Genomic DNA, 23818 nt, shown 5'->3' with positions numbered 1-23818 from the left:
TTTATTTCTTTTTCTTTTTAGGTTCTTTTTCGGCTAATAGGGCAAGGGCTTGCTCTTTAGTAAAGGTTTCTATGTTAGTGTCTTTGCCTAACTCTACTTTGGTTTTGCCTTTAATGAGAGTAAAACGCCCCCAACGAGCTTTCTCGATGCGTATCTCGCCTTCGTCCCACTGTTTTACTACCTTTTCTGACTCTTTTTGGAGCTTGCTCTCTATCAGTTCGGCTACCTCTTCCGCCGTTAGACGGTCGAAATTGTACTTCTTAGTGACATTGATGTACATATTGTTCCACTTAATAAATGGTCCAAAACGTCCGACACCTTTAACAACTTCCAATCCGTCGTAAGTGGCTATAGGCGCATCGGCTTTTTTCTTTTCGTTGATAAGCTCTTGGGCGCGCTCAAAAGTTACGCTAAACACATCTTCGCCTTTAGCAAGTGATATAAAAGCATCGCCGTAATGTACATAAGGGCCAAATTTGCCGACATTCACTTCGACATTCTTGCCGTCGATAGTACCCAGTTGGCGAGGCAATTCGAAGAGTTTGAGTGCTTCTTCAAAAGTGATTGTCTCGATAGACATACCACTTAGTAGGCTGGCATAAATAGGCTTTTCGGCATCATCGGGATTACCAATTTGCGCCATTGCCCCATATCTACCTAAACGCACGCTTAAAGGGCGACCACTCTTAGGGTCGGTACCCAGCACACGCTCGCCAGTCTCGCGGCCTGTGTTTTTCTCTACATTTTCGACAATAGGGTGAAAACGAGAGTAAAAATCAGCGAGCATCTCCGTCCAGTTTTCAGCCCCTTCGGCTATCTGGTCGAAGCTATTTTCTACTTGCGCCGTGAAATTGTAGTTCATCACCGTTTCAAAGTGCGATACTAAGAAATCATTTACTACACTTCCTATATCAGTAGGAATGAGTTTCCCCTTGTCAGCCCCCACTTTCTCGTTAAGTGTTTGCGCCTTTATGATGCCTTTCTGCAAGATAAGTTGCTCGTAATAGCGCACTTCGCCCTCTAAGGCACTGCGCTCTACATAGCCTCGGTTTTGTATAGTAGAAATGGTAGGCGCATAAGTAGACGGCCTACCGATACCTAATTCTTCTAACTTCTTAACTAACGACGCCTCGGTATAACGCGGTTGAGGACGGCTAAAACGTTGGGTAGCGGTAATATTACGGTCGGTTAGCGGCTCACCTTTCTTAAGGTTAGGCAGCATTCCTTCTTGCTCTTCGTCTTCATCATCGCTGCTCTCTAAATATACTTTGAGAAATCCGTCGAATTGTATCATCTCGCCGGTAGCCACAAACTGTTCGTCGTGCTTGTCGGCTGCTATCTTAACGGTAGTGCGCTCTAACTGAGCATCAGCCATTTGCGAGGCGAGGGTACGCTTCCATATCAGTTCGTACAGCTTGTTCTGGTCAGGCTCAGCTGCTATGGTAGGGCGACTCATATCGGTAGGGCGAATGGCTTCGTGCGCCTCTTGTGCCCCTTTGCTTTTGGTAGCAAAATTGCGCGTTTGGCTGTAGCTCTCGCCAAAGAGTTGCACAATAGCGTTTTTGGCAGTGTTTAGGGCTTCGGCTGATAGATTTACACTATCGGTACGCATATAAGTAATAAACCCTGACTCGTACAAGCGTTGGGCTACGGTCATCGTTTTGCTAACCGAGAAATGCAGTTTGCGCGCTGCCTCTTGCTGTAAGGTAGATGTAGTGAAAGGAGGGGCAGGCGATTTTTTAGCAGGCTTCTTTTCGAGTGAAGCTACCTTGAACTGTGCGCCTACATTTTGCTGAAGAAAAGCTTCGGCTTCGGCTTGGCTATCAAAGGTTTTGGGTAGCGAGGCTTTGACTACTTTTCCTTCAGAAGTGATAAATTCGGCTGTAATTTTATAAGTAGAATGACTTTTGAAGTCTTGAATTTCGCGTTCGCGCTCTACTATCAAACGTACAGCTACTGACTGTACGCGCCCTGCTGAGAGTCCGCTTTTTATCTTTTTCCACAGTACAGGCGATAGTTCGTAGCCCACTAAGCGGTCTAAGACACGGCGTGCTTGTTGGGCGTTTACCAAGTTATAATCTATACCGCGCGGGTGCTTGATAGCGTGCTCGATAGCAGACTTAGTAATGGAGTTGAAAACGATGCGTTTGGTATTTTCGGGCTTAAGTTTGAGTGATTCTGACAAGTGCCATGCAATGGCTTCCCCTTCGCGGTCTTCATCGGATGCTAACCATACCGTTTCGGCAGCAGTGGTTAGTGCTTTGAGGTCTTTTACTAACTTTTTCTTGTCGTTAGAAATCAGGTAGTGGGGTTTAAAACCGTGCTCGATGTCTACCCCCAGCTCGTTAGAAGGCAGATCGGCTATATGCCCATAACTCGACACTACTTTGTAGTCCTTACCTAAGAACTTTTCAATGGTTTTAGCCTTAGCAGGCGACTCTACAATCACTACATTCTTAGCCATACGCTTGTCTTTTTAGTAAATTACGGCGGCAAAGATACTAAGATAATTATAAATGACAAAAAGTTGTTTTGCACTTCGCTTATTTTTCGTCACATACTCGGCTGCGCCAGCTCGCCGACTTTTGTTCGCTTATCCTTCGCTCATCGTTCGCTCATCCTATATCCTTCCTATATCCTTTGTATAGGGTGGCGATAAAAAGAAATAATCAGTATTTATTCATTGTTGTTTGATAAATATTTTTTACCTTTGCGGCTATTATCACACAATAATACTTATGAAATATTTAACATTCTTCTTTTTACTCTTTTTATCTGCCTCTGGCTATACGCAAATCACCTTACGGGGGAAGATTGTTGATGAAAAACGCACTCCTATAATGGGCGTGAACGTTTTCTTGCAGGGCACTATAGAAGGGACAAGTAGTGATGAAGAAGGACGCTTTCAGTTCGTTACTCAACAAAAAGGGAATGTGGTGTTGATGTGTAAATACTTAGGTATGAACGATGCGACCCTCTCGCTAACCTTGCAGACTCATATGCCTGACCTGCTTATCACGATGACGGAGAAAGAGGCTGCTTTGGACGAGGTAGTGCTGACAGGGGGAGTTTTTGGCGTAGATGACCGCAAGCGCGCTGTAGTGCTGAACACTATGGATGTGAGTACGACCCCTGGGGGGAATGACGATATTATCAGTACGCTTATCACTCTGCCTGGCACGCAGCAGGTAGGCGAAAGTGGTTTGCTATTCGTGCGTGGAGGGAGCAGCGAGGAAAGCAAGGTGACCATTGACGGGCTTGATATACTAAATCCTTTTTATGCAGGGGTGCCGGAGGTGGCACAGCGGAACCGGTTTTCGCCGCATATTTTCAAAGGGATTATCTTTAATACAGGCGGTTATTCGGCTCAGTATGGCAACGCCCTGTCGTCTGTGCTATCGTTAGAGACCAACGACCACCCCAGCAAACCCTCGACAGTGATAGCCCTATTGCCGTACGGTGCGCAAGTAGGTCACGACTTTTTGAGTAAAACAGAAACACGTTCGGGTGGTTTTGACGTGGGTTATTTCAATTTCAGACCTTATCATCAAATAGTAAAACAGTCAGTAGAATGGCTGAAAGCTCCTGAGAGTATGCTACTTTCGGGTACTTTTAGGCAGAACACTTCGGGGAATGGCTTTCTGAAATGGTATGGTTATGGCAATATAATGCGGCAGGCTATCAATCAGCTGAGCGTAGAGGTGCCCGGCAGCAAACAACCGTACGAGTCTAAGAATGCTAATGCTGTTTCGATACTAACGTACACGCGCGACATTGCGAGCGACTGGAAGCTGTATACCGGCTACGGACTGAATTACAACCGCGATAAAATAACCAATGGACTGCTATATAGCGATAATTATGCTCTGCAACACCAATTTAGGGCAATGGCCTCGGGCGCTTTGACTAATAATATCAATGCTGAAATGGGTATGGAAGGATTTGCCTACCAAAGTAGCTATGGAAACGACTATAATACGGCTATATGGGGAAGCGCTGCGATAGGACTCACGAAAAAACTAATGCTACAAACGGGTTTGCGCACTGAATACGACCAACAGCTCAATAAAGCTGTGGTATTGCCACGAGCCTCAGTTGCCTACAAAAGTGGGAAGTACCACCAGCTAAACTTTTCAGTAGGTGAGTACAGCCAACGACCTATGGAGAGTTATTTGGCTTATTATCAGCACTTAACCTTTAGCAAAGCCACTCACTACATCGCTAACTTTCAGTACAATAGAGACCGACGTGTATTTCGGATAGAAGGATACCACAAGCCTTATAGTCACTTATTGGCTTATCGCACCCCTACCCTACCTAACAGCACTGGCAAGGGGTATGCGAGTGGGATAGATTTGTTCTGGCGCGATGCTAAGAGTGTGAAGGGCTTAGAATACTGGTTTTCATACAGTTATCTAAATACCGAGCGACAGTTTTTGCACTATCCTGTAGCGGCTCAGCCTACCTTTGCTACGCCTCATACAGGTAATGTGGTGTTGAAGTACTTTTTTGAAGAATTAGGGCTATTTGTAGGAGGGTCGTACTCAGTGAGTAGCGGTCGCCCATATGAAAACCCTAATAACCCTGTTTTCTTATCGGACATCACACCTGTACAACAAAACGTGAATGCTAACATCGCCCTTTTGCGCAAAGGGAAAGGGGTGTTTCACACTATGGTATTTTCAGTAAACAATCTGACGGGAGAAACTCCTATTTTTAACTATCGGTACTCGCGCGATGGTAGCTACCGACTGCCGGTAACCCTACCCTACAAACGCTCGTATATGCTTGGTTGGTTTATCAGTATAGGCAAAGATAGAAGCGATGAAATACTGAACCAATTGCCCTAAAACTGTTAATTTATTGTTAAACTTGGACAGAAATATATATTGTATAAGAAAAATACACTACATTTGCACCAGCAATGATTTCTTAACACAAACATCTTGAACAACACTATGAACAAAAGGTACCTTTTTTTAGTCCTCATTTTTATCTTAAGTACATTTTTGTATTTTAGCAATGCCCAAACAGGGTTGAGCAAAGAGAGACAGTTAGCCCTAAAAAAGGCAGAATTGAACATCAAAGAGCTGTACAATGAGCTAAATGCAGCCCAATATGCCCTTAGCTTTACTGCTTTTCGGTATGCGTATATTGGGTATCAGACAATGAAGAAACAGCACCGCTTAAACAACAAAGAGCTGTTTTCTATTATTGATTTCACTAAAGATTGTAACAGCAAACGTTTTTACACTATCGACTTAGAGAAGATGAAGATAGTGTATTACACGTATGTGGCACACGGCAAAAAGAGTGGCGAACGTATGGCTACTTCTTTTTCTGACGCGGTAGAGTCTAACAAGAGTAGTATAGGGTTTTATATCACTGGCAACACTTATAACGGAGGAAATGGCTATAGCCTTATACTTCACGGTGATGAAAAGGGGTATAACAGCAACTTGGCTAAACGCTCGGTAGTAGTACACGCAGCTGACTATGCTAATGAAGATTACATAGCGCGCAACGGGCGTATGGGAAGAAGTTTGGGTTGCCCTGCACTACCTGAAAACATCTACAAACAAGTAATTGAAACCATCAAAGAAAAAACGATGATTTTCGCTTACTACAATGATGCAAAGTATTTAAAAACATCTAAATACTTGAATGTATTGAAGCTAATAGAAGACGAACCAGTAGAGTCTGTATTCTAATCTAAAATACTTATTGATTACTATTCCTAAACAAAAAGAGCTATCCTAATAAAATAGGATAGCTCTTTTTTGATTTGCTTAATTAGTAGCTAATCTGCTTAATCTTCTTCTAATTGAAATACTTCTTGTAGCCAACTGATACTTTCTTCTAAAGAAGAGGTATCTTTGAGATGATTAACAAACTGCGTAGTAATCTTCTGTATAATACGGTTAGCTAGCATTTCGGCTTGTTGTTCGTTGAAGTTATCTATCTTCTTGCGATGAAAGTCTAACTCTGCTTCTTTGAGTGCCTCTAACTTAGCTTTTAGAGCCTTAATTGTAGGTGCAAACTTTCTATTATCAAGCCAATGTAAGAACTCTTCTTTTACCTCCTCAATAATCTGTAAAGCCTGTGGGATAGCTTCTTTGCGGCGCTCTAAAGCCTCATCTTTGCGCTTAGAAAGTTCGTCCATATGAATAAGCGTAACGTTAGGAAGTGTTTTCACTTGTTCATCCACATTCTTAGGGATTGACAAATCTAATATGAGGATAGGTCTATCAGTAGGAATAGAGTCTTTATATACTGTAGGGGCACTTGCGCCTGTTGCAACCACTAACACATCAGTTTGGGCTATTTCAGCAGATAAGTCAGCAAAATCTTTCACTATCACATTGAACTTGCCTGCTACTTGTTCTGCTTTCTCGCGTGTGCGATTGATAAGAGTAATATGTTTATTTTGTGTGTGTTTGATAAGGTTTTCGCAAGTATTCCTACCTATCTTGCCTACCCCAAAGAGAAGAATATTCTTTTGCGATACTTCTGCTACATTCTGCATAATATACTGCACTGCAGTAAAAGACACCGAAGCTGCACCTGAAGAGAGGACTGTCTCGTTCTTAATACGTTTACTAGCATTAATCACGCTATTCATTAAACGCTCTAAGAAAGCATTAGCGAGCCCCTTATCGCGAGAGAGTGCAAAGGCTTGCTTCATCTGCCCTATAATCTCAAAATCACCCAATATCTGGCTATTTAAACCTGTACCTACCTCAAAAAGATGTTGTACCGCCTCTTTACCTTTATTAACATATCCTACCTTCTGAAAATCATCTACAGAACCCTTAGAGTACTCACACAACAACTGAATAAGCTGAAAAGGATGGTCAGCATAGCCATAGAGTTCTGTACGATTACAAGTAGAGATAACCAGCAACTCCTCAAAGCCTTCACTGCGGGCTTGTGTAAGCAGTGCTTCTTTGTTTTCAGGGGTAAGACTAAACATTCCGCGCATAGTAGCATCAGCTTTTAGGTAGCTAAGTCCTATACAATAAAAGTTCTTATTTTTAGATATAGTGGGTATCATAATCTCTTTAGTGATTGAAATATGAATAGTTATGTTTGTGACTGCAAAAATAATAAGTTCGCAACAAATAACATAGGATGCTGCGAACTTTTATTGAGGAAACTAAAAATATGTAAACAATCTAAATAATTAGTCAATTTGCCAATAAGCTGATTTGCTAATTAATTATCTCTTAAAAGAGGTAAGGTAGAGCACCTAAGCAACCCCTCTTGTTTTGAGATTTCGCTATAAGGTATTTCTTCTACCGTAAAACCTTGTGCCCTAAGCCACGCATTAAGGCGCGTAAAATGCTTTTCTGAAACTACTACCTCCGGACTGATAGAGAAGACATTACTATTCATCTCATACATCTCTTCACGTTCTATGTGAAACAGGTTTTCTGTGCCAAAGATATCTACTAAATACTGATAATCAGCTTCAGAACGAAAGCCCCCCTTGTAAATAATAGCCTTATTCTTGCCTACAGGCTGAAAACAACAATCTAAGTGCAAGGCATTATCGCGCGCCTCTGTCTTCGATTTTACAAGGTCAAATTCTTTTACTTTCTTATGTGGGAAGAGCTTCTGAATAAACGCTACCCCTGCCATATTAGTGCGCGCCGTAACCTGCTCCTTATAATCATCTCCTTTATAAGTGCCTATAAAAATATGCTCATTCCAAGGCATCACATCACCCCCCTCTATATGTACCTCTTCAGGGGGAGCAACCACCTTATCTGGGTTCATCTGTTTTACTATGTATTCAATTGCCTGAAATTCAGCTTGTCTATCAGGCAAAATATTCGCTTTGATAAACACATCATCAATCACGAAGCCAATATCGCGGGTAAAGATTTGATTGCAATCTCTGATAATTTCAGGACGATAGACCTGCACGCCATACTTTTGCAGTACCGCTGCGAAAGCGTCCATCTCGGCTACCATATCCTTTTCTATAGGGTAAGTGCCCGCCTTGATATGCTCAGCCGATTTAGGGTCGTAAGCCTCCTCTAAAGTTGGGGTTGCTCCGTTGCTAACCGCTGTACCAAGAATCACAGCCTTTAGCCTATCCGTTTCATTTGTAACTCGTAATTTCAGCATATTCTAATAATTATCTCTAATCTTCGAGGCCAACCATTCGCCAGTAAACTCATCTATATGGTCAAAAGTCTCGTTTACTAAAGCCTCTTGCTTCCCATCTTCGCTCCACAAACCTCCTTTGAAGTGTACTTGTTCACCGTCAAACTCAGCATACGCCCCTATAGGAGCCGTACACCCTCCTTCTAAAGCGCGTAAGAAAGCGCGTTCTACTTGTGTTTCTATATACGTTTTCCCATCGTGTATTTTCAGCAATATACCTTGCAAGTCTACATTATCCTCGTGTGCCAATACCATAATAGCCCCTTGCGCAGGAGCAGGCAACATCCAGTCGAGTACTAGGTAGTCCTCTGGCAACTTATCTATGCGCTCCAAGCCCGCCGCAGCAAAGATAGCTCCATCCCAAGGATTATCAGCTAACTTTTGTAGGCGGGTATTCACATTGCCGCGTAAGTTCTCAATAATGTGATGAGGGTAACGATGCAACCATTGGGCTTTACGGCGCAAACTGCTCGTAGCTATAGTAGCCACTCGGCTGTCTAAGTCCGACACATCGCCTTTGTAGACCAATATATCGTGCGGATTACCACGCTCAAGCACTGCCCCTACCGCTATGCCGTCGGGCAACAGAGTAGGTACATCTTTCATACTGTGTACGGCTATGTCAATTTCACCTTTTAGCAAGGCTATATCTAAGGCTTTAGTAAAAATACCGGTAACCCCCATTTCATAGAGAGGGGTAGTGAGCTCAAGGTCTCCTTCCGATTTAATACCCACTATTTCAGTAGGATAGCCTAATAATTCTAATTGATATTGCACTGTTTCTGCCTGCCAAAGAGCCAATTGGCTATCGCGAGTGCCTATGCGTATGGGTTTCATATATGTTTATCTTGCCAATTATTAATTGACTAATATAGTATATTTAGGGTCAATATTAGTACGAGGGTCAAACACAAAGTCTATGTAAGTAGCTTCATCTTTCTTACCTTTTACCTCTTGTTTTATCCTTCCTACCTCTACTTGTTGTTTGTTAAGCACCTTTATTACTACAGTTTTCTGAAAATCTTTCTCAAAAATGAAGTAAATAGAGAGTTTATTATCGTTGCCCTCGTCAGTGCTGCTAATAGTATGCGCACCGAGTTTTACACCTGCATTAGCCAATTCTTCTGAAAGCTGTAGCGCCATAGTACCCGATTTGTCAATCCCCTCGCCTACTCCATCACCGAAAGAGCGTGCCGAGCCGCCTACTATCTCACCCGCTTTAGTAGCCGCCTTATTAGCAGCCTCTTCACTAATTTCGCTCACTTTCTTAACAGTATCTTTAGCTTGGTCAACAAAGAAACTGCACGATGCCAAGAGCATAGCGGTTGTTATCAAAAAAAGTCCTTTTTTCATACGTTTATTTATTTATTTTGTTATTATTCACTAAATTGTTAATCGGCAAATCGGCAAATCGGCAAATCACCTACGCATCAATCTTAGCGTATTTAGCGTTTTTCTCGATAAACTCACGGCGTGGTGGTACCTCATCACCCATTAGCATCGAGAATACGTGGTCTGCCTCAGAGGCATTCTCAATAGTAACCTTACGCAAAGTACGGTGTGCAGGATCCATAGTGGTATCCCACAACTGGTGGTCGTTCATCTCACCCAAACCTTTATAACGCTGAATAGTTACGTTGCCCATTTCTGCTGAAAGCGCATCGCGTTGCTTATCAGTCCACGCATACTCTTGTCGCTTGCTAGTCTTGCTCTTCACCAAGTAAAGCGGTGGCGTAGCAATATATACGTGCTCGTTTTCTATCAGTTCGCGCATATAGCGGAAGAAGAACGTAAGTATCAGCGTAGTAATATGGGAACCATCGACATCGGCATCGCACATAATAATCACTTTATGGTAACGCAGCTTACTAAGGTTCAACGCCTTAGCATCATCTTCAGTACCTACTGTTACCCCAAGGGCTGTATAGATATTCCTAATCTCATCGCTTTCGAATACCTTGTGCTGCATCGCTTTTTCTACGTTTAATATCTTACCACGTAGGGGTAATACAGCTTGTATATCCTTATTGCGCCCTTGCTTAGCAGTACCCCCCGCAGAGTCCCCCTCTACAAGGAAAAGCTCACACTTCTTAGGGTCTTCTTCCGAGCAGTCAGCCAATTTCCCTGGCAAGCCACCGCCACTCATCACACTTTTGCGCTGTACCATCTCACGAGCCTTACGGGCTGCCTGACGGGCTTGCGCAGCAAGTATTACTTTCTCTACTATCGTCTTAGCATCATTAGGATTCTCTTCTAAGTAATCCTCAAGCATCTGACCTACCGCTTGCGATACTGCCGAAGTCACCTCACGGTTACCCAACTTAGTCTTCGTTTGCCCCTCAAACTGAGGTTCAGCCACTTTCACCGAGATAACCGCTGTAAGCCCCTCACGGAAGTCATCACCCTCTATTTCTACAGGATTTTTCTTATCCTTGCTCATCTTTTCGAGCAATCCGGACTTATCTGCATAGGCTTTAAGAGTACGAGTAAGCCCCATACGGAAGCCCTGCAAATGAGTACCCCCTTCTGAGGTGTTAATATTATTAACGTAAGAATGCAAGTTTTCAGTATACGAATCGTTGTAAGTCATCGCAACCTCTACCGGTATGCCGTTTTTCTCACCTTCCATAGCAATCACGCCCCCAATGATAGGAATACGGTTGCCATCAAGATATTTCACAAACTCAGTAAGTCCTTTTTCCGAATGAAATTTCTCGTGTATATAGTTACCCTTTTCGTCTTTATTTCTTAGATCAGTAAGCGTCACCGTGATGCCCTTGTTCAAATAAGCCAACTCGCGAATACGTGCCGCAAGAGTATCGTATTTAAACTCAGTAGTTTGCTCAAAAATAGTATCATCAGGCAAGAAAGTAACCTTAGTACCGCGCTTATCAGTGTCGCCCAATTGTTTTACTGGGTAGAGAGCCACCCCGCGTTCGTACTCTTGTTGCCATATCTTACCATCGCGATATACGGTAGCAGTCAAGTGATTAGAAAGGGCATTCACGCACGATACCCCTACCCCGTGCAAACCACCAGACACTTTATAAGAGCCTTTGTCGAACTTACCACCGGCACCAATTTTGGTCATTACCACTTGCAATGCCGAAACGCCTTCTTTCTTGTGAATATCCACAGGGATACCACGCCCGTTATCCTCTACGGTGATAGAGTTATCCTCGTTAATAGTAACGGCTATCATATCGCAATAGCCTGCCAGCGCCTCGTCTATCGAGTTGTCAAGTACTTCATACACAAGGTGATGCAAACCGCGCACGCCCACGTCGCCTATATACATAGAAGGGCGCATACGCACGTGCTCCATACCTTCGAGAGATTGGATATTATCAGCTGAATAGTCAGCGGTATTTTGTTCGTTATATACTTCTTCTGCCATTTTTTATTTAGGTAAGTTTATAAGTAATCAAATCAAGGGCACAAAGATACAAATAATTTATCAATTAGCAAAATTTAGATTTTAGAGGATTGAGAAAATGAACAAAAATCATTTTACTAAATAGGGCACTTCTATTTTTGTACCGTCTACACGAATTTCATTAATAACAGCATACTTTCCACATTCTCCATCCTCCATATAACCATCCACCTCTATTTTATGGGTTTTAGTAGCGTTTTGAAGGTAGAGTGTCTCTGTTTTTCCAGTGTAAACATCATTCTCAAACCAAAGTTGGGTTCCTATATGCAAATATTCCTTTCCCTCTTGAGTTCTATTAAACCCAAACATTATTCTATATGATTCTTTTATACCGTTTTTTTGTTTGTATAAGCTGATATTAGCTTTATCAACCTCACCGGCTTGATTAACAAATTCTTTATGCACTTCTGATGCTTTGTTGATAAATATTGCAAATTCAGGCGGTGGAATCTGACAATCTACTTTTTTATCGCAATATGTTAATGTTACTAACATCATTGCTAAAAGAAAATTTTTTCTCATAAGGCATTTTTTTTATTTGGATTACACCGCAAAGATATAAAAAGTTTCGATAATTTTCCAAACAAAAATAAGAGAAAATTGCAGAAATTTTTTCTCCCTACACCTACTCTTTACATTGGATATAGGAAGGATACAGGAAGAGCGAAGAATCTACGAAAAATTAGCGAAGTATAAACATCTAATAACCGCCCCAAACACAGAAAAACATACTACTCCCACTCGTCCCACTTGTCCCACCTGTCTCACCCGTCCCACCTGTCCCACCAGTCCCACCTGTCCCACCAGTCCCACCTGTCCCACCAGTCCCACCTGTCCCAGCCTTCCCAATCCTCCCAGCCTTCCCAATCCTCCCAGCCTTCCCAATCCTCCCAGCCCTCTCATTCCTCAATTTAGAACCAATATAAATTCAAAAGGTTTTTAACTTTTTATTTGGGTGTTTTCACAATAGTTTATAACTTTGTGCCATATTATAATCACTAATTTTTAATTTACTCAACGTATGGAAACAGAAATTTTAGCACGTATTCAGTTCGCACTTACGATTGCTTTCCATTACATTTATCCCCCTTTGAGCATCGGTCTCGGACTGCTGATGGTCATTTTCAAAGGCATTTACCTACGCACCGGAAAGGTAGAGTACAACACCTTAGCCCGCTTCTGGACGCGCATCTTCTCTCTTACCTTCGGTATTGGGGTGGCTACAGGTATCGTAATGGAATTCGAATTTGGTACCAACTGGGCAACCTATTCTCGCTATGTGGGCGACATTTTTGGTAGTGCCTTAGCTGCCGAAGGTGTTTTCGCTTTCGCTCTCGAAAGTACCTGCTTAGGTATCGTACTCTTTGGCTGGAACAAAATCAAACCCGTATGGCACTTCTTGGCTACCCTTGGGGTATTTTTGGGCTCTATGTGTTCAGCCGTATGGATTGTTATTGCCAACAGCTGGCAACAAACTCCTGCGGGTTATGTAGTCGCAGGCGAAGGTATGCAAGCTAAAGCCGTTATCACCGACTTCTGGGCAATGGTATTCAACCCTTCAAGCGTAGACCGCATTTGGCACGTATGGCAAGGCGCTTTCTTGGCTGGTATCTTCTTAGTACTCAGCGTACACGCTTGGTATCTACTCAAAGGCCGACACGTCGAAATATCTAAAAAAGCCTTCAAAGTAACACTTATCGTAGGTACTATTTTTTCATTACTACAGTTAGCTTCTGGTCACAGTTCTGCTGAAGGCGTAGCTAAAAATCAACCTGAAAAATTAGCAGCTATGGAAGGGCATTTCCGCACCGAGCCTGCTGACCTTTACCTTTTTGGTTGGGTAGATAAGAAAAACGAAGTAACTCACGGGGTAAAAATACCTAACGGACTAACCTATATGCTCCATTACGACACCGAAACCCCTGTGATAGGGCTCGACCAATACCCTATGGAAGACCGTCCTGGTCAGGTGAATGCCGTATTCCAATTCTATCATATAATGGTGGCTATCGGTATGTTCCTCATTGCGCTAACCGTCTTTGCCTCTTTCTTGCTATGGCGCGGCAAGTTGTACGACAAACGCTGGCTCCTACGTATATTCGTGTGGGCAGTAATCTTGCCACAAATAGGCAACCAAGTAGGTTGGTTCGCTGCCGAAATGGGTCGCCAACCTTGGATTGTGTATAAACTTTTGCGCACCAGCGACGCGCTCTCCAAAGCAGTAACAGCGCATCAGATACTCTTTGCTATCATTCTCTTCACGATAGTATACACCATCCTTTTCATCTTATTCATTTACTTATTAAAGAAAAAGATTGTTCACGGCATCGATGAGCACGAAGAACAAGCTACAATAACTGCATAAATTATACTGATATGGAAACATTTTTAGGTATCGACTACCCTACGTGGTGGTTTATCATAGTAGGCTTTTTAATTACAGGCTATGCCATTTTAGACGGCTTTGATTTCGGAGCTGGTGCTTGGCATCTATTCTTAGATAAAAAACAAGAACGCCGTGTAGCCCTAAACGCTATCGGTCCTGTGTGGGACGGTAACGAGGCGTGGTTAGTAATCGGTGGGGCTTCTATCTTCGCCGGATTTCCGCTGATGTACGCATCGCTCTTTTCGGCTATGAACACCCCTTTTATGCTCTTTCTTACCTTTATCATCTTTAGAGCCGTATCTATAGAGTTTCGCGGCAAAGAAGATAGCCAAAGATGGCGCGATAATTGGGATTTAGTCTACAGCATCTGTAGCATCGTGCTTCCTCTCTTATTAGGGGTAGTAATAGGCAACCTGCTACAAGGACTACCTTTGGACAACGATTTTGAATACACAGGTGGCGCCCTCTTTACTTTCCTAACACCTTACGCTCTATTGGTAGGACTGATGACGGTATTGCTTATGGCGGTACACGGTGGACTTTACTTATTGCTAAAAACGCACGGCAGCCTACACGAGCGCATTGCTCGCCGCATCAACAAGGCATATGTAGGCTTTTTAGTGTTATTCGTAGCGGTAGCGGTTTACAGCTTGCTCACCCCACATTTAGCAGCTAATACAGCACAGAGTCCTGCACTCATCGTTATTGCTGTACTTTTATTGATTAGTATTTTAAGCATCGCTATTTTCATCAAAAAAGGCGATTACAAAAAAGCTTTTGTAGGCACTATCCTCACCATAGTATTCTTTATGTTGATAGTAGCGCTACAGTTACACCCTGTTTTCTTGCGCAATACCGAGATTATAGGCCACGATATAACTGTATACAACGCAGCAGCGAGCACCAAATCATTAGAGATTATGCTTACTATAGCAGCTATTGGAGCGCCTTTACTACTTATCTACACTTATTTTGCTTACAAAGTATTCTGGGGCAAAGTAACGATTGATGAACACAGTTACTAATTCTAATGTGAATTCTAAAATTGATAAAAAGCCGAGTCCTTTTGCTTAGGACTCGGTTTTTGCTTATGGTTAATTGAAATTTATTTTGTACTTTTGCAGAAATTCTAAAACAAGAAAAGTTATGCCTTATACCAATACCCTTACCGATAACAATGTGCAACCTCTATCATTTGTAGAATTTGCTTCTAATTTCAACACTGTAAAAACCCATAAAAAGAGAGAAAAAAAAGCGACTTCAGCTACTCAAATAAAGCAATCAGAAACAATCTATAATGCACAACAAAAAAGATTTAAAAAAATGCTTATTGAAGGGCTACAAGAAGCCAAAGAACACAGAGAAGGTACCAAAAAATTTCAAAGTTTTGATGATTTTTTAAGTGAATTATGATTTACAAATTTGAAGTATCATTGCCATTTAAAAAAGAATTTAAAGCTCTTTTTAAAAAGTATAAAAGTTTAGATAAGGACATACAAAACCTAAGAACTGAAATAGAAAACGACCCTAATATAGGGGTTACTATTGCAGAAGGAATAAAGAAAATTCGCTTAAAAATTACTTCAAAAGGCAGTGGAAAAAGTGGTGGAGCAAGAGTAATAATCCAAGAATTGGATATTATTATTGAGGAGGAAGATGCTAAATCAATTCTTTTTGTATGCATCTATGACAAATCAGAATACGACAGTGTAGATATAAACATTATAAAAGAAATTATAGAAGACTTTAGAAAAGAAAGTTCAAACACTTTATCTATATAAATCTCAAAAACTTTTTTAAGCAAATATTTTGCTGAGTAAAAAAATAGTTGTATCTTTGCCGCCGATTTAAAACATAATTTAAAAACAGTAAGCTATGTATGCAATTGTAGAGATAGCAGGGCAACAATTCAAAGTAAGCAAAGACCAAAAGGTATATGTACACCGCTTGGCTAATGAAGAAGGTGCAAACGTAAGTTTCGACCGCGTTCTTCTAATAGACAATAACGGAGCTATAACCGTAGGCGCCCCAGCTATAAACGGAGCTTCAGTTGAAGCAAAAGTTTTAAAACACGTGAAAGGAGACAAAGTAATCGTGTTTAAAAAGAAAAGACGTAAAGGTTACAAAGTGAAAAATGGTCACCGCCAACTTTTCACTCAAATAGTAATCGAAAACATCGTTGCAAAATAATTGTTAAACTTAAAAATGTAAGAAAATGGCTCACAAGAAAGGTGTCGGTAGTTCAAAGAACGGTAGAGAATCACACTCTAAACGCTTAGGCGTTAAAATTTATGGTGGACAAGTAGCTATCGCAGGCAACATCATCGTTCGTCAGCGTGGTACTCAGCACAATGCCGGAGAAAATGTGTATATCGGTAAAGACCATACCCTACACGCTAAAATTGACGGTATCGTGAAGTTTGAAAAGAAAAAGAATGACAAATCATTCGTTTCTGTTATTCCATTCCAAGCATAAGAATAACTAATTATTAATAGTTAGCAACTAATTATTGATAATACCATATAAATAGGCAGACTGATTTTTTTCAGTCTGCCTATTTAATTTTATAAAATATCACAAAGCAGATATTTGCTAATTTACAATTATTTCGTACATTTGCAGAGAATTGACCTATAAAAAGAAAATAAAATAGTAAGACTTAATACTTGTATATGAAATACTTAACACACCTTTTACGCCTATTTTTAGGCATTACCTTTATCATCAGTGGTATGATAAAGCTAAACGACCCTATGGGGTTCTCTTTCAAATTAGAAGATTATTTCGCGCCCAACGTGCTGGGGCTACCATTCCTAATACCCTTTGCACTTAGCTTTGCTATCTTCGTCTGCATAGTAGAAGTAGTATTGGGGGTAATGCTATTAGTGGGCTACCAAAAGAAACTAACGCTGTGGTCGCTGCTGGCTATGCTCATTTTCTTTGGTTTCCTAACTTTCTATTCAGCTTATTTCAACAAAGTAACAGATTGCGGTTGCTTCGGCGATGCTATCAAATTCACCCCTTGGCAGTCGTTTGCCAAAGACATAGTGTTATTAGTAGCTGCCCTCATCATCTTTTTATGGGGACAGGACTATATAAAGCCCATCAGCAAAGGCAAACTACCTCTATATATCACCCTACTATCGGTAATTTTCTGCAGTATTTTTGTATATTATGTATATAACCACCTGCCTATCAAAGATTTTCGCCCTTATAAAATAGGCACAAGTATTCCAGAAGGAATGAAAATACCAAGCGGAAAAATCACTTACTATTGGACAGTAAAAATAGACGGCAAAGAGCAGAAAATAATTAATAACGGACAGGTGCCTAAAGATAAGAATGGCAACTATGCCGAAGTGGTGAATGTAAAAACAGAAGTGCCCGAAGCGCCTATACACGATTTCTATATTTGGGATAAAGAAGGTGAAAACTATTTTGACGATTACATTTGGAAAGACAAGTTGCTTTTGGTAGTATCTTATCGTTTAGATCGTGCTAACGAAGAAGCTTTTAAGACAATAAAACGCGTGACCGATGAGGCACTCAAAGGGGGATATACAGTTATAGGGTTAACTTCGCAGTTAGATAAAGCCCCTTATATAGTTAAGAAGTATGAACTCAATTTTGATTTCTACTACAATGATGGCACTACGCTCAAAACAATAATACGTTCAAACCCTGGGTTGGTAAAGGTTTCAAAAGGAGTCATCAAAGACAAGAAGCATTATAACGATGCAACTGATATAGACTTAGTAAAGTAGGAAATTAGTAGATGGGCAGATGATTTGGAAGAAAACGAACGAAGATTTTCAGCATTATTTGCGGTTACAACGTGGATTATCCGAAAACACGGCGGTATCCTATGGGTTAGACATCGAGAAACTGATTCAGTATTTAGAAAAGTACAATATTACCGAAACGCCTAACAATATAGGCGAAGACACCTTGCGACAGTTTGTATACGAAGTAGGAAAAGGACTCAATGCACGGTCGCAAGCGCGACTTATCTCGTCTTTAAAAGGCTTTTTCAAGTATATGATGTATGAGAAAAACCGCGAAGATTTCCCTATGGAGATTATCGAGAGTCCTAAGATAGGAATGAAGCTACCCGACACGCTTTCCCTGCAAGAGATAGATGCCATGCTCGCTTCTATAGACCTTAGTACCGAAGAGGGACATAGAAACAAAGCTATTATTGAAACCCTGTACGCCTGCGGACTGCGTGTGTCGGAATTGGTATCACTACGCCTGTCAGACCTTTTCTTTGAAGAAGATTTTATAAGGGTGATGGGTAAAGGCAGCAAACAGCGACTTATCCCTATAGAGCATTATACCCAAAAGCAAATAAGTCATTATATTGACAATCAGCGAAAGTCACTAAAAATAGCTAAAGGGAATGAAGATTATGTATTCTTAAATCGAAGGGGAAAACAGCTCACACGAGCTATGATATTTACGATAGTACGGCAGGTGGCAGAGAATGTAGGGCTGAAGAAGAAAATAAGCCCGCATACGTTTCGGCATTCGTTTGCCACACATTTATTGGAAAATGGTGCGAACCTAAGAGCCATACAAATGATGTTAGGTCACGAGAATATTACCACTACTGAAATTTATGTACACGTAGAAAAAAGTTATTTAAGAGAAGTGTTAGAGAAATTTCACCCTCGCCAAAAGATGAGTCTTACCCAATAAGCCGCTTCGTCATCACTCTAAAAAGTATCTATATTTGTTGAGTGAAGCCTCATCTTTGCGCAAGTGTAGAGGTAATAGTTGGGTTAAAGGTCTTCAAAATCAAGAGAACGATAGCTTCTGTTAGGTGTAGCCTCTACTTCATTCAATCCCTCAGCATAATATTCTCTTTTGAAGTCGGGTTGATGGCGCTCAGAAATAACTTCTTCGCCTCGTTCATCAAACACATAATTGGTCATTTCATTCAAAATATCTTTAAACAGTTCAAAATCCTCTTTGTAAAGATAGATTTTGTGTTTCTTGTAATGAAAAGAGCCGTCATCGTGTGTGAACTTCTTACTTTCTGTGATAGTAAGATAGTAATCATTGGCACGCGTAGCTCTTACATCAAAAAAATAGGTACGCCTACCAGCTCTTAAGACTTTCGAGAAAATCTCCTCGTTGTCTAAAAAATCTTTTTCTTCCATTGTTCGTACGTGTATTAAATTATTCGAGGACAAAATTCTTTATTTTCTACGAATAATACAACATATTTAGCTATTTTTTTTAGTCTCACCTATATTATTTATTATAATTTTAACAATTTAGGTAATAATTTAAGGATAAAACATAAAATTATTAAAATACATCTTCTATTATAGAAAGTTTTAGAATATAAGTTTATCGGTAGTTGAATTATTTTTTTGACAATAGTTAATGGTTAATCAATAATTATTTTGTACCTTTGCCGATTGAGATTATATCACTTTTTAATACTAACGAACAATGAGTTGCAATACTTGCACTTTTAATCATACAAAAGACTCTCATAACAACTGTAGCACCAACTGTGGGGCAAGGAGTTTTGGGAGCGTAAAGCTATCGGTATTCGACTGGCTGGCTAACACACAACTTCCTGGTGGTCAGGAGTTTTTTGATTGTGTTGAAGTCCGTTTTAAGAATAGCCGAAAAGAGTATTTCAGAAACACCGAAAAGCTTCCCCTGCAAATGGGCGATGTAGTAGCTACTGAAGCCTCATCAGGGCACGACATAGGGGTTGTAAGCCTTACCGGAGAGTTGGTGCGCTCGCAGATGAAAAAGAGGCGCATCAGTTGGGAAAACGAAGGTCTTCCGAGAGTGTATCGCAAAGCTAATCAGCACGATATAGACGTGTGGCAGCAATCGCGAGATAAAGAGATAGAAGTACAAAAGCAATCGCGCGAACTAGCTATCGCTTTAGGTCTGGAGATGAAAATATCAGATGTTGAGTTTCAAGGCGATGGCTCTAAAGCTACTTTTTACTACACTGCCGAAGGGCGGGTAGACTTTCGCCAGCTTATCAAAGATATGGCACGGGCTTTCTCTGTGCGTATAGAGATGCGACAAATTGGTTTCCGACAAGAGGCTGCCCGTTTAGGGGGGATAGGTTCTTGCGGGCGCGAGTTATGTTGTGCTACTTGGCTAACCGATTTTAGAAGCGTATCTACTTCAGCGGCACGTTATCAACAATTATCGCTAAATCCTCAAAAATTAGCAGGACAATGCGGCAAACTGAAGTGTTGTTTAAACTTCGAGTTAGACACCTACCTCGATGCGCTACAAGATTTCCCACGTACCGACACCAAGCTAAGCACCCAGCGCGGTACTGCCAGCTGTCAGAAGATAGACATCTTTAAACGATTAATGTGGTTTACCTACGATGAAAACCCTATTACGTGGCATAAATTATCAGTAGATAGTGTAAAAGAAATTATTGACCTCAACAAAAAGGGTGAAGAAATTGAGGAATTAGAAGAATACGCAATAGTAAGCGACCTTTCTTCACGCAAAAACGCTTCAGGCTACACTGATATGGAGCTAACTCCTATAGAAGAAGATAGTATCACTCGTTTTGACACACCTAAACGTAAGAAAAAACGCAATAACAAAAAAGGAAATAAAGAAAAAGAGGCTCTCCCTAAGGAAGAGACAGCTAAAAATGAGCCAAAAGCTGAGGCTGAAGCAGAACGCAGCAATAAAAAACCTAAAAAAATGCCCAAAAATGTGAATAAAGCAGCAGAGCTAAAACGCACGGGCGAAGGGGTACTTAATGCTGCTACTAAAGAAGTAAAACTACCTATAGAGCCACCACAACCACAGGCTAATGCTACCCCTCAGCAGACTAAAAAAATACCTGCTCCTGAGGCAAGTAACAATAATAAGAGAATGCAACAAAAGCAAAAGATGGCAGGAAAAAAACAGCAAAACCCTAATGTGCGACGCAACCTCGACCCTTTTGCTAATAAGGTCAATAAGCCCAAACAATCTAATAATGAGAAATCAGAATGAGAATACTAATAAGTTTGTTATTTATAGGCTTGCTATTAGGCTGTAGCAACGGGGTAGAATACAGCGAATATGTATCGCTACCTGATGGCTGGCAAGCCCATCAGCCCATTGCTTTTCATTTAGAAACGCAAGACACCGTAACTAAGAAAAATCTCTTTATTATGATTCGCAATGATGCTCATTACGAATTCAGCAACCTATTCATTATCACTAAGATGGAAATTCCTCATAGCGATAAGGTCATCGTTGATACCTTAGAGTATGAAATGGCTACTCCAGAGGGGAAATGGTTAGGCGATGGCTATTCAGCGGTAAAAGAAAGTAAATTATGGTATAAAGAGCAATTTACTTTTCCTGCTAAGGGCAACTACAGCATCAAAATAGAACAAGCAATGCGCAAAATAGGTGAAAACAACGGCATACAACAGCTCAAAGGCATTACAGAAGTAGGCTTGCGAGTAGAAAAAAGCGAAAAACAATGAAAAAGAAAATCAATCCAGTCATAAAATGGTTTTGGGGTTTATTTGCTGCTGCAATAGTAGGTGTTTTACTGCTTTTTGTAGCAGCATCAGTTGGTTTGTTGGGTGAGATGCCCGACTTTCAACACTTAGAAAATCCCGAAACAAACTTAGCTACCGAAATAGTAACAGCCGATGGCAAATCGTTAGGTAAATTCTACTTAGACGAAAACCGTACCCCTATAAAATTCAAAGATTTACCCAAGCATTTAGTTGATGCGCTTATCGCTACCGAAGATGAGCGTTTCTACGAGCATTCTGGTATTGATATACGAGGTACAATACGCGCTATGGTATACTTAGGTAGCAAAGGTGGTGCTTCTACCATTTCACAACAGTTGGCCAAACAGCTCTTCCACAAAGAAAAAACCAGAGGGATAGCCCGCTATACCCAGAAGATAAAAGAGTGGATTATTGCTACCCGCTTAGAAAAGCAGTACACCAAAGAGGAAATACTAACGATGTATTTCAACATCTACGACTTCAACAACAATGCCGACGGAATACGTTCAGCAGCTAAGATATATTTCGACAAAGAGCCTAAACAACTAAAGATAGAAGAAGGAGCGATGCTGGTCGGAATGTTCAAAAACTCTGCTCTTTACAACCCTGTGAAAAACAAAGAAGGGGTAACCAATCGCCGCAATGTAGTGCTTGCTCAAATGGCAAAGAATAACTACTTAACCCAAGAGCAAAAAGACTCACTACAGCAATTACCTCTGAAGATAAAATACACTCCCGAAAGCCATAATGACGGTATAGCTACTTACTTCAGAGAATACCTCCGCAGCTATATGAAAACATGGGTAAACGAAAACCCCAAGCCCGATGGCAGTAAGTACAATCTCTACTTAGATGGACTAAAGGTTTATACTACTATAGACTCTAAAATGCAGATTTATGCTGAAGCAGCAGTAAAAGCACATATGAAACAGCTCCAAAAGGCTTTTGATACTGAAAACAACCGAAAGAAAAATGCAACTTATCCTTTTGTAAAAGTTACCAAAGACGAATACAATAACCTGATAGAGCGCGCAATGAAGAGCTCTAATCGTTGGATACACCTAAAATACTTAGGCTATTCAGAAAAAGAAATACGCGAGAGTTTTGACAAGAAAGTAGAAATGCGCGTATTTAGCTGGAAAGGCGAGCGCGATACTGTAATGACTCCGCGCGACTCAATATTGTACTACAAAGCCTTTTTGCGCACCGGTATGATGTCAATGGAGCCTCAAACAGGGCATATAAAAGCGTGGGTAGGCGGCATCAACTACAAGCATTTTCAATACGACCAAGTAGCACAAGGGGCACGACAAACGGGCTCTTCTTTCAAGCCTTTCGTATATGCTACTGCTATAGACCAATTACACTACTCACCTTGCTTAGAGCTTCCTGACATTCAGACTTGTATAGAAGCTGGCAAATATGGCAATGTACAAGCGTGGTGTCCGCGCAACTCTACCGGCAACTTCTCCGGCAAGATGATGACACTAAAGGCTGCCTTGGCAAACTCAATAAACTCTATTACGGTAAATCTAATGGATAAGGTAGGGCCTGTACCCGTAATCAACTTAGTGAAGAAGTTAGGTATCACCTCCGAGATGCCCGAAATGCCTTCTATAGCCTTAGGTACTGCCGATGCTACAGTACTGCAAATGGTAGCTGCCTATGGCACTTTTGCTAACGAAGGGATATATGTAAAACCGGTATTGGTAACTCGCATTGAAGATAAAAATGGTACCGTACTCTTCGAGAACACTCCTGAAACACACGATGTAGTAAATGCTGAAGTAGCTCGTGCGGTAGTAAATCTATTAGAAGGGGTAACCCGCTATGGGTCTGGTGCCCGCCTACGTACCAAAGGGGCTGATAGTTATAACGCAATTTATAAGAATGTAATGACCGGCTACCCTTACCAATTCACCAACCCTATAGCAGGCAAGACAGGTACTACCCAAAACAACAGCGATGGGTGGTTTATAGGTATGGTACCCAACCTTGTAACAGGCGTATGGGTAGGAGGAGAAAATCGTGCTATACACTTCCGCACTACCGCCTATGGACAAGGAGCTACAATGGCACTTCCGGTATGGGGGTATTATATGAAAAAATGCTATGCTAATAAAGATTTAGCCATATCAAAAGAACCTTTTGCAGCTCCTCAAAACGAACAAATACAGATAGACTGTAGCAAAGAAAAAGAGGACGACCCAACAGGCATAGATTTTGATTTTTAATAAGGGATAATATTGTTATTTTTAAAACTTTGCTAAAGTATAAAGCTTTGGCAAAGTTTTTTTGTG

At 41.1% G+C, this 23818-nt stretch carries 21 protein-coding genes and 1 pseudogene; 13 read left to right on the top strand and 9 right to left on the bottom strand.

Translation table 11 applies throughout. From position 1 onward, the window contains the following. Window position 1 precedes the first annotated feature (1 nt). Window positions 2-2464: a type I DNA topoisomerase gene (topA, locus tag C8P65_RS02390; protein ID WP_107780981.1), complete on the bottom strand. Its 2463-nt coding sequence runs from the start codon at window positions 2462-2464 to the stop codon at window positions 2-4. Window positions 2465-2738: 274 nt separating this feature from the next. Between topA and C8P65_RS02385 the strand changes: the two genes are divergently transcribed. Then, the gene (locus C8P65_RS02385) at window positions 2739-4850 is read left to right on the top strand and encodes a TonB-dependent receptor (RefSeq protein WP_107780979.1); all 2112 of its coding nucleotides are present in this window, start codon (window positions 2739-2741) and stop codon (window positions 4848-4850) included. A 108-nt stretch (window positions 4851-4958) separates the two neighbouring features. Continuing rightward, window positions 4959-5711, top strand: a complete 753-nt coding sequence (locus C8P65_RS02380) for a murein L,D-transpeptidase catalytic domain family protein (protein ID WP_107781164.1) — start codon at window positions 4959-4961, stop codon at window positions 5709-5711. A gap of 98 nt (window positions 5712-5809) precedes the next feature. Here C8P65_RS02380 and hemA read toward each other — a convergent pair whose 3' ends face one another. From hemA to C8P65_RS02345, 7 genes are all read right to left on the bottom strand, one after another. Further along, window positions 5810-7054: a glutamyl-tRNA reductase gene (gene hemA / locus C8P65_RS02375; RefSeq protein ID WP_425430552.1), complete on the bottom strand. Its 1245-nt coding sequence runs from the start codon at window positions 7052-7054 to the stop codon at window positions 5810-5812. A gap of 161 nt (window positions 7055-7215) precedes the next feature. Next, window positions 7216-8133, bottom strand: a complete 918-nt coding sequence (locus tag C8P65_RS02370; RefSeq protein WP_107780975.1) for a dimethylarginine dimethylaminohydrolase family protein — start codon at window positions 8131-8133, stop codon at window positions 7216-7218. 3 nt (window positions 8134-8136) lie between these two features. Then, complete coding sequence (hemC, locus tag C8P65_RS02365; protein WP_107780973.1) at window positions 8137-9009, bottom strand: hydroxymethylbilane synthase; 873 nt, start codon at window positions 9007-9009, stop codon at window positions 8137-8139. Window positions 9010-9030: 21 nt separating this feature from the next. Beyond that, a complete protein-coding gene (locus C8P65_RS02360) occupies window positions 9031-9525 on the bottom strand; it encodes a hypothetical protein (protein ID WP_107780971.1) in 495 nt (164 codons plus the stop codon). Window positions 9526-9595: 70 nt separating this feature from the next. Further along, complete coding sequence (gene gyrB / locus C8P65_RS02355; RefSeq protein ID WP_107780969.1) at window positions 9596-11569, bottom strand: DNA topoisomerase (ATP-hydrolyzing) subunit B; 1974 nt, start codon at window positions 11567-11569, stop codon at window positions 9596-9598. Between the two features lie 108 nt (window positions 11570-11677). Next, the gene (locus tag C8P65_RS02350) at window positions 11678-12130 is read right to left on the bottom strand and encodes a hypothetical protein (RefSeq protein WP_107780967.1); all 453 of its coding nucleotides are present in this window, start codon (window positions 12128-12130) and stop codon (window positions 11678-11680) included. 150 nt (window positions 12131-12280) lie between these two features. After that, window positions 12281-12511 carry a hypothetical protein gene (locus C8P65_RS02345; RefSeq protein ID WP_170069067.1) on the bottom strand — a complete coding sequence of 77 codons (231 nt, stop codon included), beginning with the start codon at window positions 12509-12511 and terminating at the stop codon, window positions 12281-12283. Window positions 12512-12629: 118 nt separating this feature from the next. Between C8P65_RS02345 and C8P65_RS02340 the strand changes: the two genes are divergently transcribed. The 8 genes and pseudogenes from C8P65_RS02340 to xerD all read left to right on the top strand — a co-directional run bounded on the left by C8P65_RS02340 (window position 12630) and on the right by xerD (window position 18693). After that, a complete protein-coding gene (locus C8P65_RS02340; protein ID WP_009388768.1) occupies window positions 12630-13973 on the top strand; it encodes a cytochrome ubiquinol oxidase subunit I in 1344 nt (447 codons plus the stop codon). A gap of 11 nt (window positions 13974-13984) precedes the next feature. Beyond that, window positions 13985-15019 (top strand): cytochrome d ubiquinol oxidase subunit II, encoded by a 1035-nt coding sequence (gene cydB / locus C8P65_RS02335; RefSeq protein ID WP_107780963.1) that lies wholly within the window; start codon window positions 13985-13987, stop codon window positions 15017-15019. 121 nt (window positions 15020-15140) lie between these two features. Then, window positions 15141-15407 (top strand): hypothetical protein, encoded by a 267-nt coding sequence (locus C8P65_RS02330; RefSeq protein WP_107780961.1) that lies wholly within the window; start codon window positions 15141-15143, stop codon window positions 15405-15407. Next, on the top strand, window positions 15404-15775 hold the full coding sequence (locus C8P65_RS02325; RefSeq protein WP_107780959.1) for a toxin: 372 nt from the start codon (window positions 15404-15406) through the stop codon (window positions 15773-15775). The genes C8P65_RS02330 and C8P65_RS02325 overlap by 4 nt, the downstream gene beginning before the upstream one ends. Window positions 15776-15869: 94 nt before the next feature. Continuing rightward, window positions 15870-16178 (top strand): annotated as a pseudogene (gene rplU, locus C8P65_RS02320) (50S ribosomal protein L21); the annotation flags it as partial. A gap of 31 nt (window positions 16179-16209) precedes the next feature. Further along, window positions 16210-16470, top strand: a complete 261-nt coding sequence (gene rpmA / locus C8P65_RS02315) for a 50S ribosomal protein L27 (RefSeq protein WP_009388778.1) — start codon at window positions 16210-16212, stop codon at window positions 16468-16470. Between the two features lie 197 nt (window positions 16471-16667). Further along, complete coding sequence (locus C8P65_RS02310; RefSeq protein WP_107780957.1) at window positions 16668-17759, top strand: BT_3928 family protein; 1092 nt, start codon at window positions 16668-16670, stop codon at window positions 17757-17759. A gap of 22 nt (window positions 17760-17781) precedes the next feature. Then, window positions 17782-18693 (top strand): site-specific tyrosine recombinase XerD, encoded by a 912-nt coding sequence (xerD, locus tag C8P65_RS02305; protein ID WP_107781162.1) that lies wholly within the window; start codon window positions 17782-17784, stop codon window positions 18691-18693. A gap of 83 nt (window positions 18694-18776) precedes the next feature. On the opposite strand, the gene C8P65_RS02300 is transcribed toward xerD, so the two are convergent. Next, entirely contained in the window at window positions 18777-19157 is a 381-nt protein-coding gene (locus tag C8P65_RS02300; protein WP_107780955.1) for a PUR family DNA/RNA-binding protein, read from the bottom strand. A gap of 298 nt (window positions 19158-19455) precedes the next feature. Between C8P65_RS02300 and C8P65_RS02295 the strand changes: the two genes are divergently transcribed. The 3 genes from C8P65_RS02295 to C8P65_RS02285 are packed head-to-tail and all read left to right on the top strand — an operon-like array spanning window position 19456 to window position 23752. After that, on the top strand, window positions 19456-20997 hold the full coding sequence (locus tag C8P65_RS02295) for a PSP1 domain-containing protein (RefSeq protein WP_107780953.1): 1542 nt from the start codon (window positions 19456-19458) through the stop codon (window positions 20995-20997). Continuing rightward, window positions 20994-21479: a gliding motility lipoprotein GldH gene (locus C8P65_RS02290; RefSeq protein WP_107780951.1), complete on the top strand. Its 486-nt coding sequence runs from the start codon at window positions 20994-20996 to the stop codon at window positions 21477-21479. The genes C8P65_RS02295 and C8P65_RS02290 overlap by 4 nt, the downstream gene beginning before the upstream one ends. Further along, window positions 21476-23752 (top strand): penicillin-binding protein 1A, encoded by a 2277-nt coding sequence (locus C8P65_RS02285; protein WP_107780949.1) that lies wholly within the window; start codon window positions 21476-21478, stop codon window positions 23750-23752. Before C8P65_RS02290 ends, C8P65_RS02285 begins: the two co-directional genes overlap by 4 nt. The last annotated feature ends 66 nt before the right edge of the window (window positions 23753-23818 follow it).

Source organism: Capnocytophaga leadbetteri (genome assembly GCF_003054025.1).
GTDB classification, from domain to species: domain Bacteria; phylum Bacteroidota; class Bacteroidia; order Flavobacteriales; family Flavobacteriaceae; genus Capnocytophaga; species Capnocytophaga leadbetteri.
Note: the sequence above shows the minus strand (reverse complement) of the source record. Positions and strands in the feature narration are given on the sequence as shown.

What these genes read in the sequence shown, in the direction of transcription:
- hemA (WP_425430552.1), bottom strand. Translation starts at nt 7,054, where the DNA reads ATGATACCCACTATATCTAAAAATAAGAACTTTTATTGTATAGGACTT.
- C8P65_RS02345 (WP_170069067.1), bottom strand. Translation starts at nt 12,511, where the DNA reads ATGAGAGGGCTGGGAGGATTGGGAAGGCTGGGAGGATTGGGAAGGCTG.
- gyrB (WP_107780969.1), bottom strand. Translation starts at nt 11,569, where the DNA reads ATGGCAGAAGAAGTATATAACGAACAAAATACCGCTGACTATTCAGCT.
- C8P65_RS02295 (WP_107780953.1), top strand. Translation starts at nt 19,456, where the DNA reads ATGAGTTGCAATACTTGCACTTTTAATCATACAAAAGACTCTCATAAC.
- C8P65_RS02370 (WP_107780975.1), bottom strand. Translation starts at nt 8,133, where the DNA reads ATGCTGAAATTACGAGTTACAAATGAAACGGATAGGCTAAAGGCTGTG.
- C8P65_RS02310 (WP_107780957.1), top strand. Translation starts at nt 16,668, where the DNA reads ATGAAATACTTAACACACCTTTTACGCCTATTTTTAGGCATTACCTTT.
- C8P65_RS02350 (WP_107780967.1), bottom strand. Translation starts at nt 12,130, where the DNA reads ATGAGAAAAAATTTTCTTTTAGCAATGATGTTAGTAACATTAACATAT.
- C8P65_RS02285 (WP_107780949.1), top strand. Translation starts at nt 21,476, where the DNA reads ATGAAAAAGAAAATCAATCCAGTCATAAAATGGTTTTGGGGTTTATTT.
- C8P65_RS02360 (WP_107780971.1), bottom strand. Translation starts at nt 9,525, where the DNA reads ATGAAAAAAGGACTTTTTTTGATAACAACCGCTATGCTCTTGGCATCG.
- C8P65_RS02330 (WP_107780961.1), top strand. Translation starts at nt 15,141, where the DNA reads ATGCCTTATACCAATACCCTTACCGATAACAATGTGCAACCTCTATCA.
- C8P65_RS02380 (WP_107781164.1), top strand. Translation starts at nt 4,959, where the DNA reads ATGAACAAAAGGTACCTTTTTTTAGTCCTCATTTTTATCTTAAGTACA.
- C8P65_RS02340 (WP_009388768.1), top strand. Translation starts at nt 12,630, where the DNA reads ATGGAAACAGAAATTTTAGCACGTATTCAGTTCGCACTTACGATTGCT.
- topA (WP_107780981.1), bottom strand. Translation starts at nt 2,464, where the DNA reads ATGGCTAAGAATGTAGTGATTGTAGAGTCGCCTGCTAAGGCTAAAACC.
- C8P65_RS02290 (WP_107780951.1), top strand. Translation starts at nt 20,994, where the DNA reads ATGAGAATACTAATAAGTTTGTTATTTATAGGCTTGCTATTAGGCTGT.
- C8P65_RS02385 (WP_107780979.1), top strand. Translation starts at nt 2,739, where the DNA reads ATGAAATATTTAACATTCTTCTTTTTACTCTTTTTATCTGCCTCTGGC.
- rpmA (WP_009388778.1), top strand. Translation starts at nt 16,210, where the DNA reads ATGGCTCACAAGAAAGGTGTCGGTAGTTCAAAGAACGGTAGAGAATCA.
- C8P65_RS02300 (WP_107780955.1), bottom strand. Translation starts at nt 19,157, where the DNA reads ATGGAAGAAAAAGATTTTTTAGACAACGAGGAGATTTTCTCGAAAGTC.
- cydB (WP_107780963.1), top strand. Translation starts at nt 13,985, where the DNA reads ATGGAAACATTTTTAGGTATCGACTACCCTACGTGGTGGTTTATCATA.
- hemC (WP_107780973.1), bottom strand. Translation starts at nt 9,009, where the DNA reads ATGAAACCCATACGCATAGGCACTCGCGATAGCCAATTGGCTCTTTGG.
- C8P65_RS02325 (WP_107780959.1), top strand. Translation starts at nt 15,404, where the DNA reads ATGATTTACAAATTTGAAGTATCATTGCCATTTAAAAAAGAATTTAAA.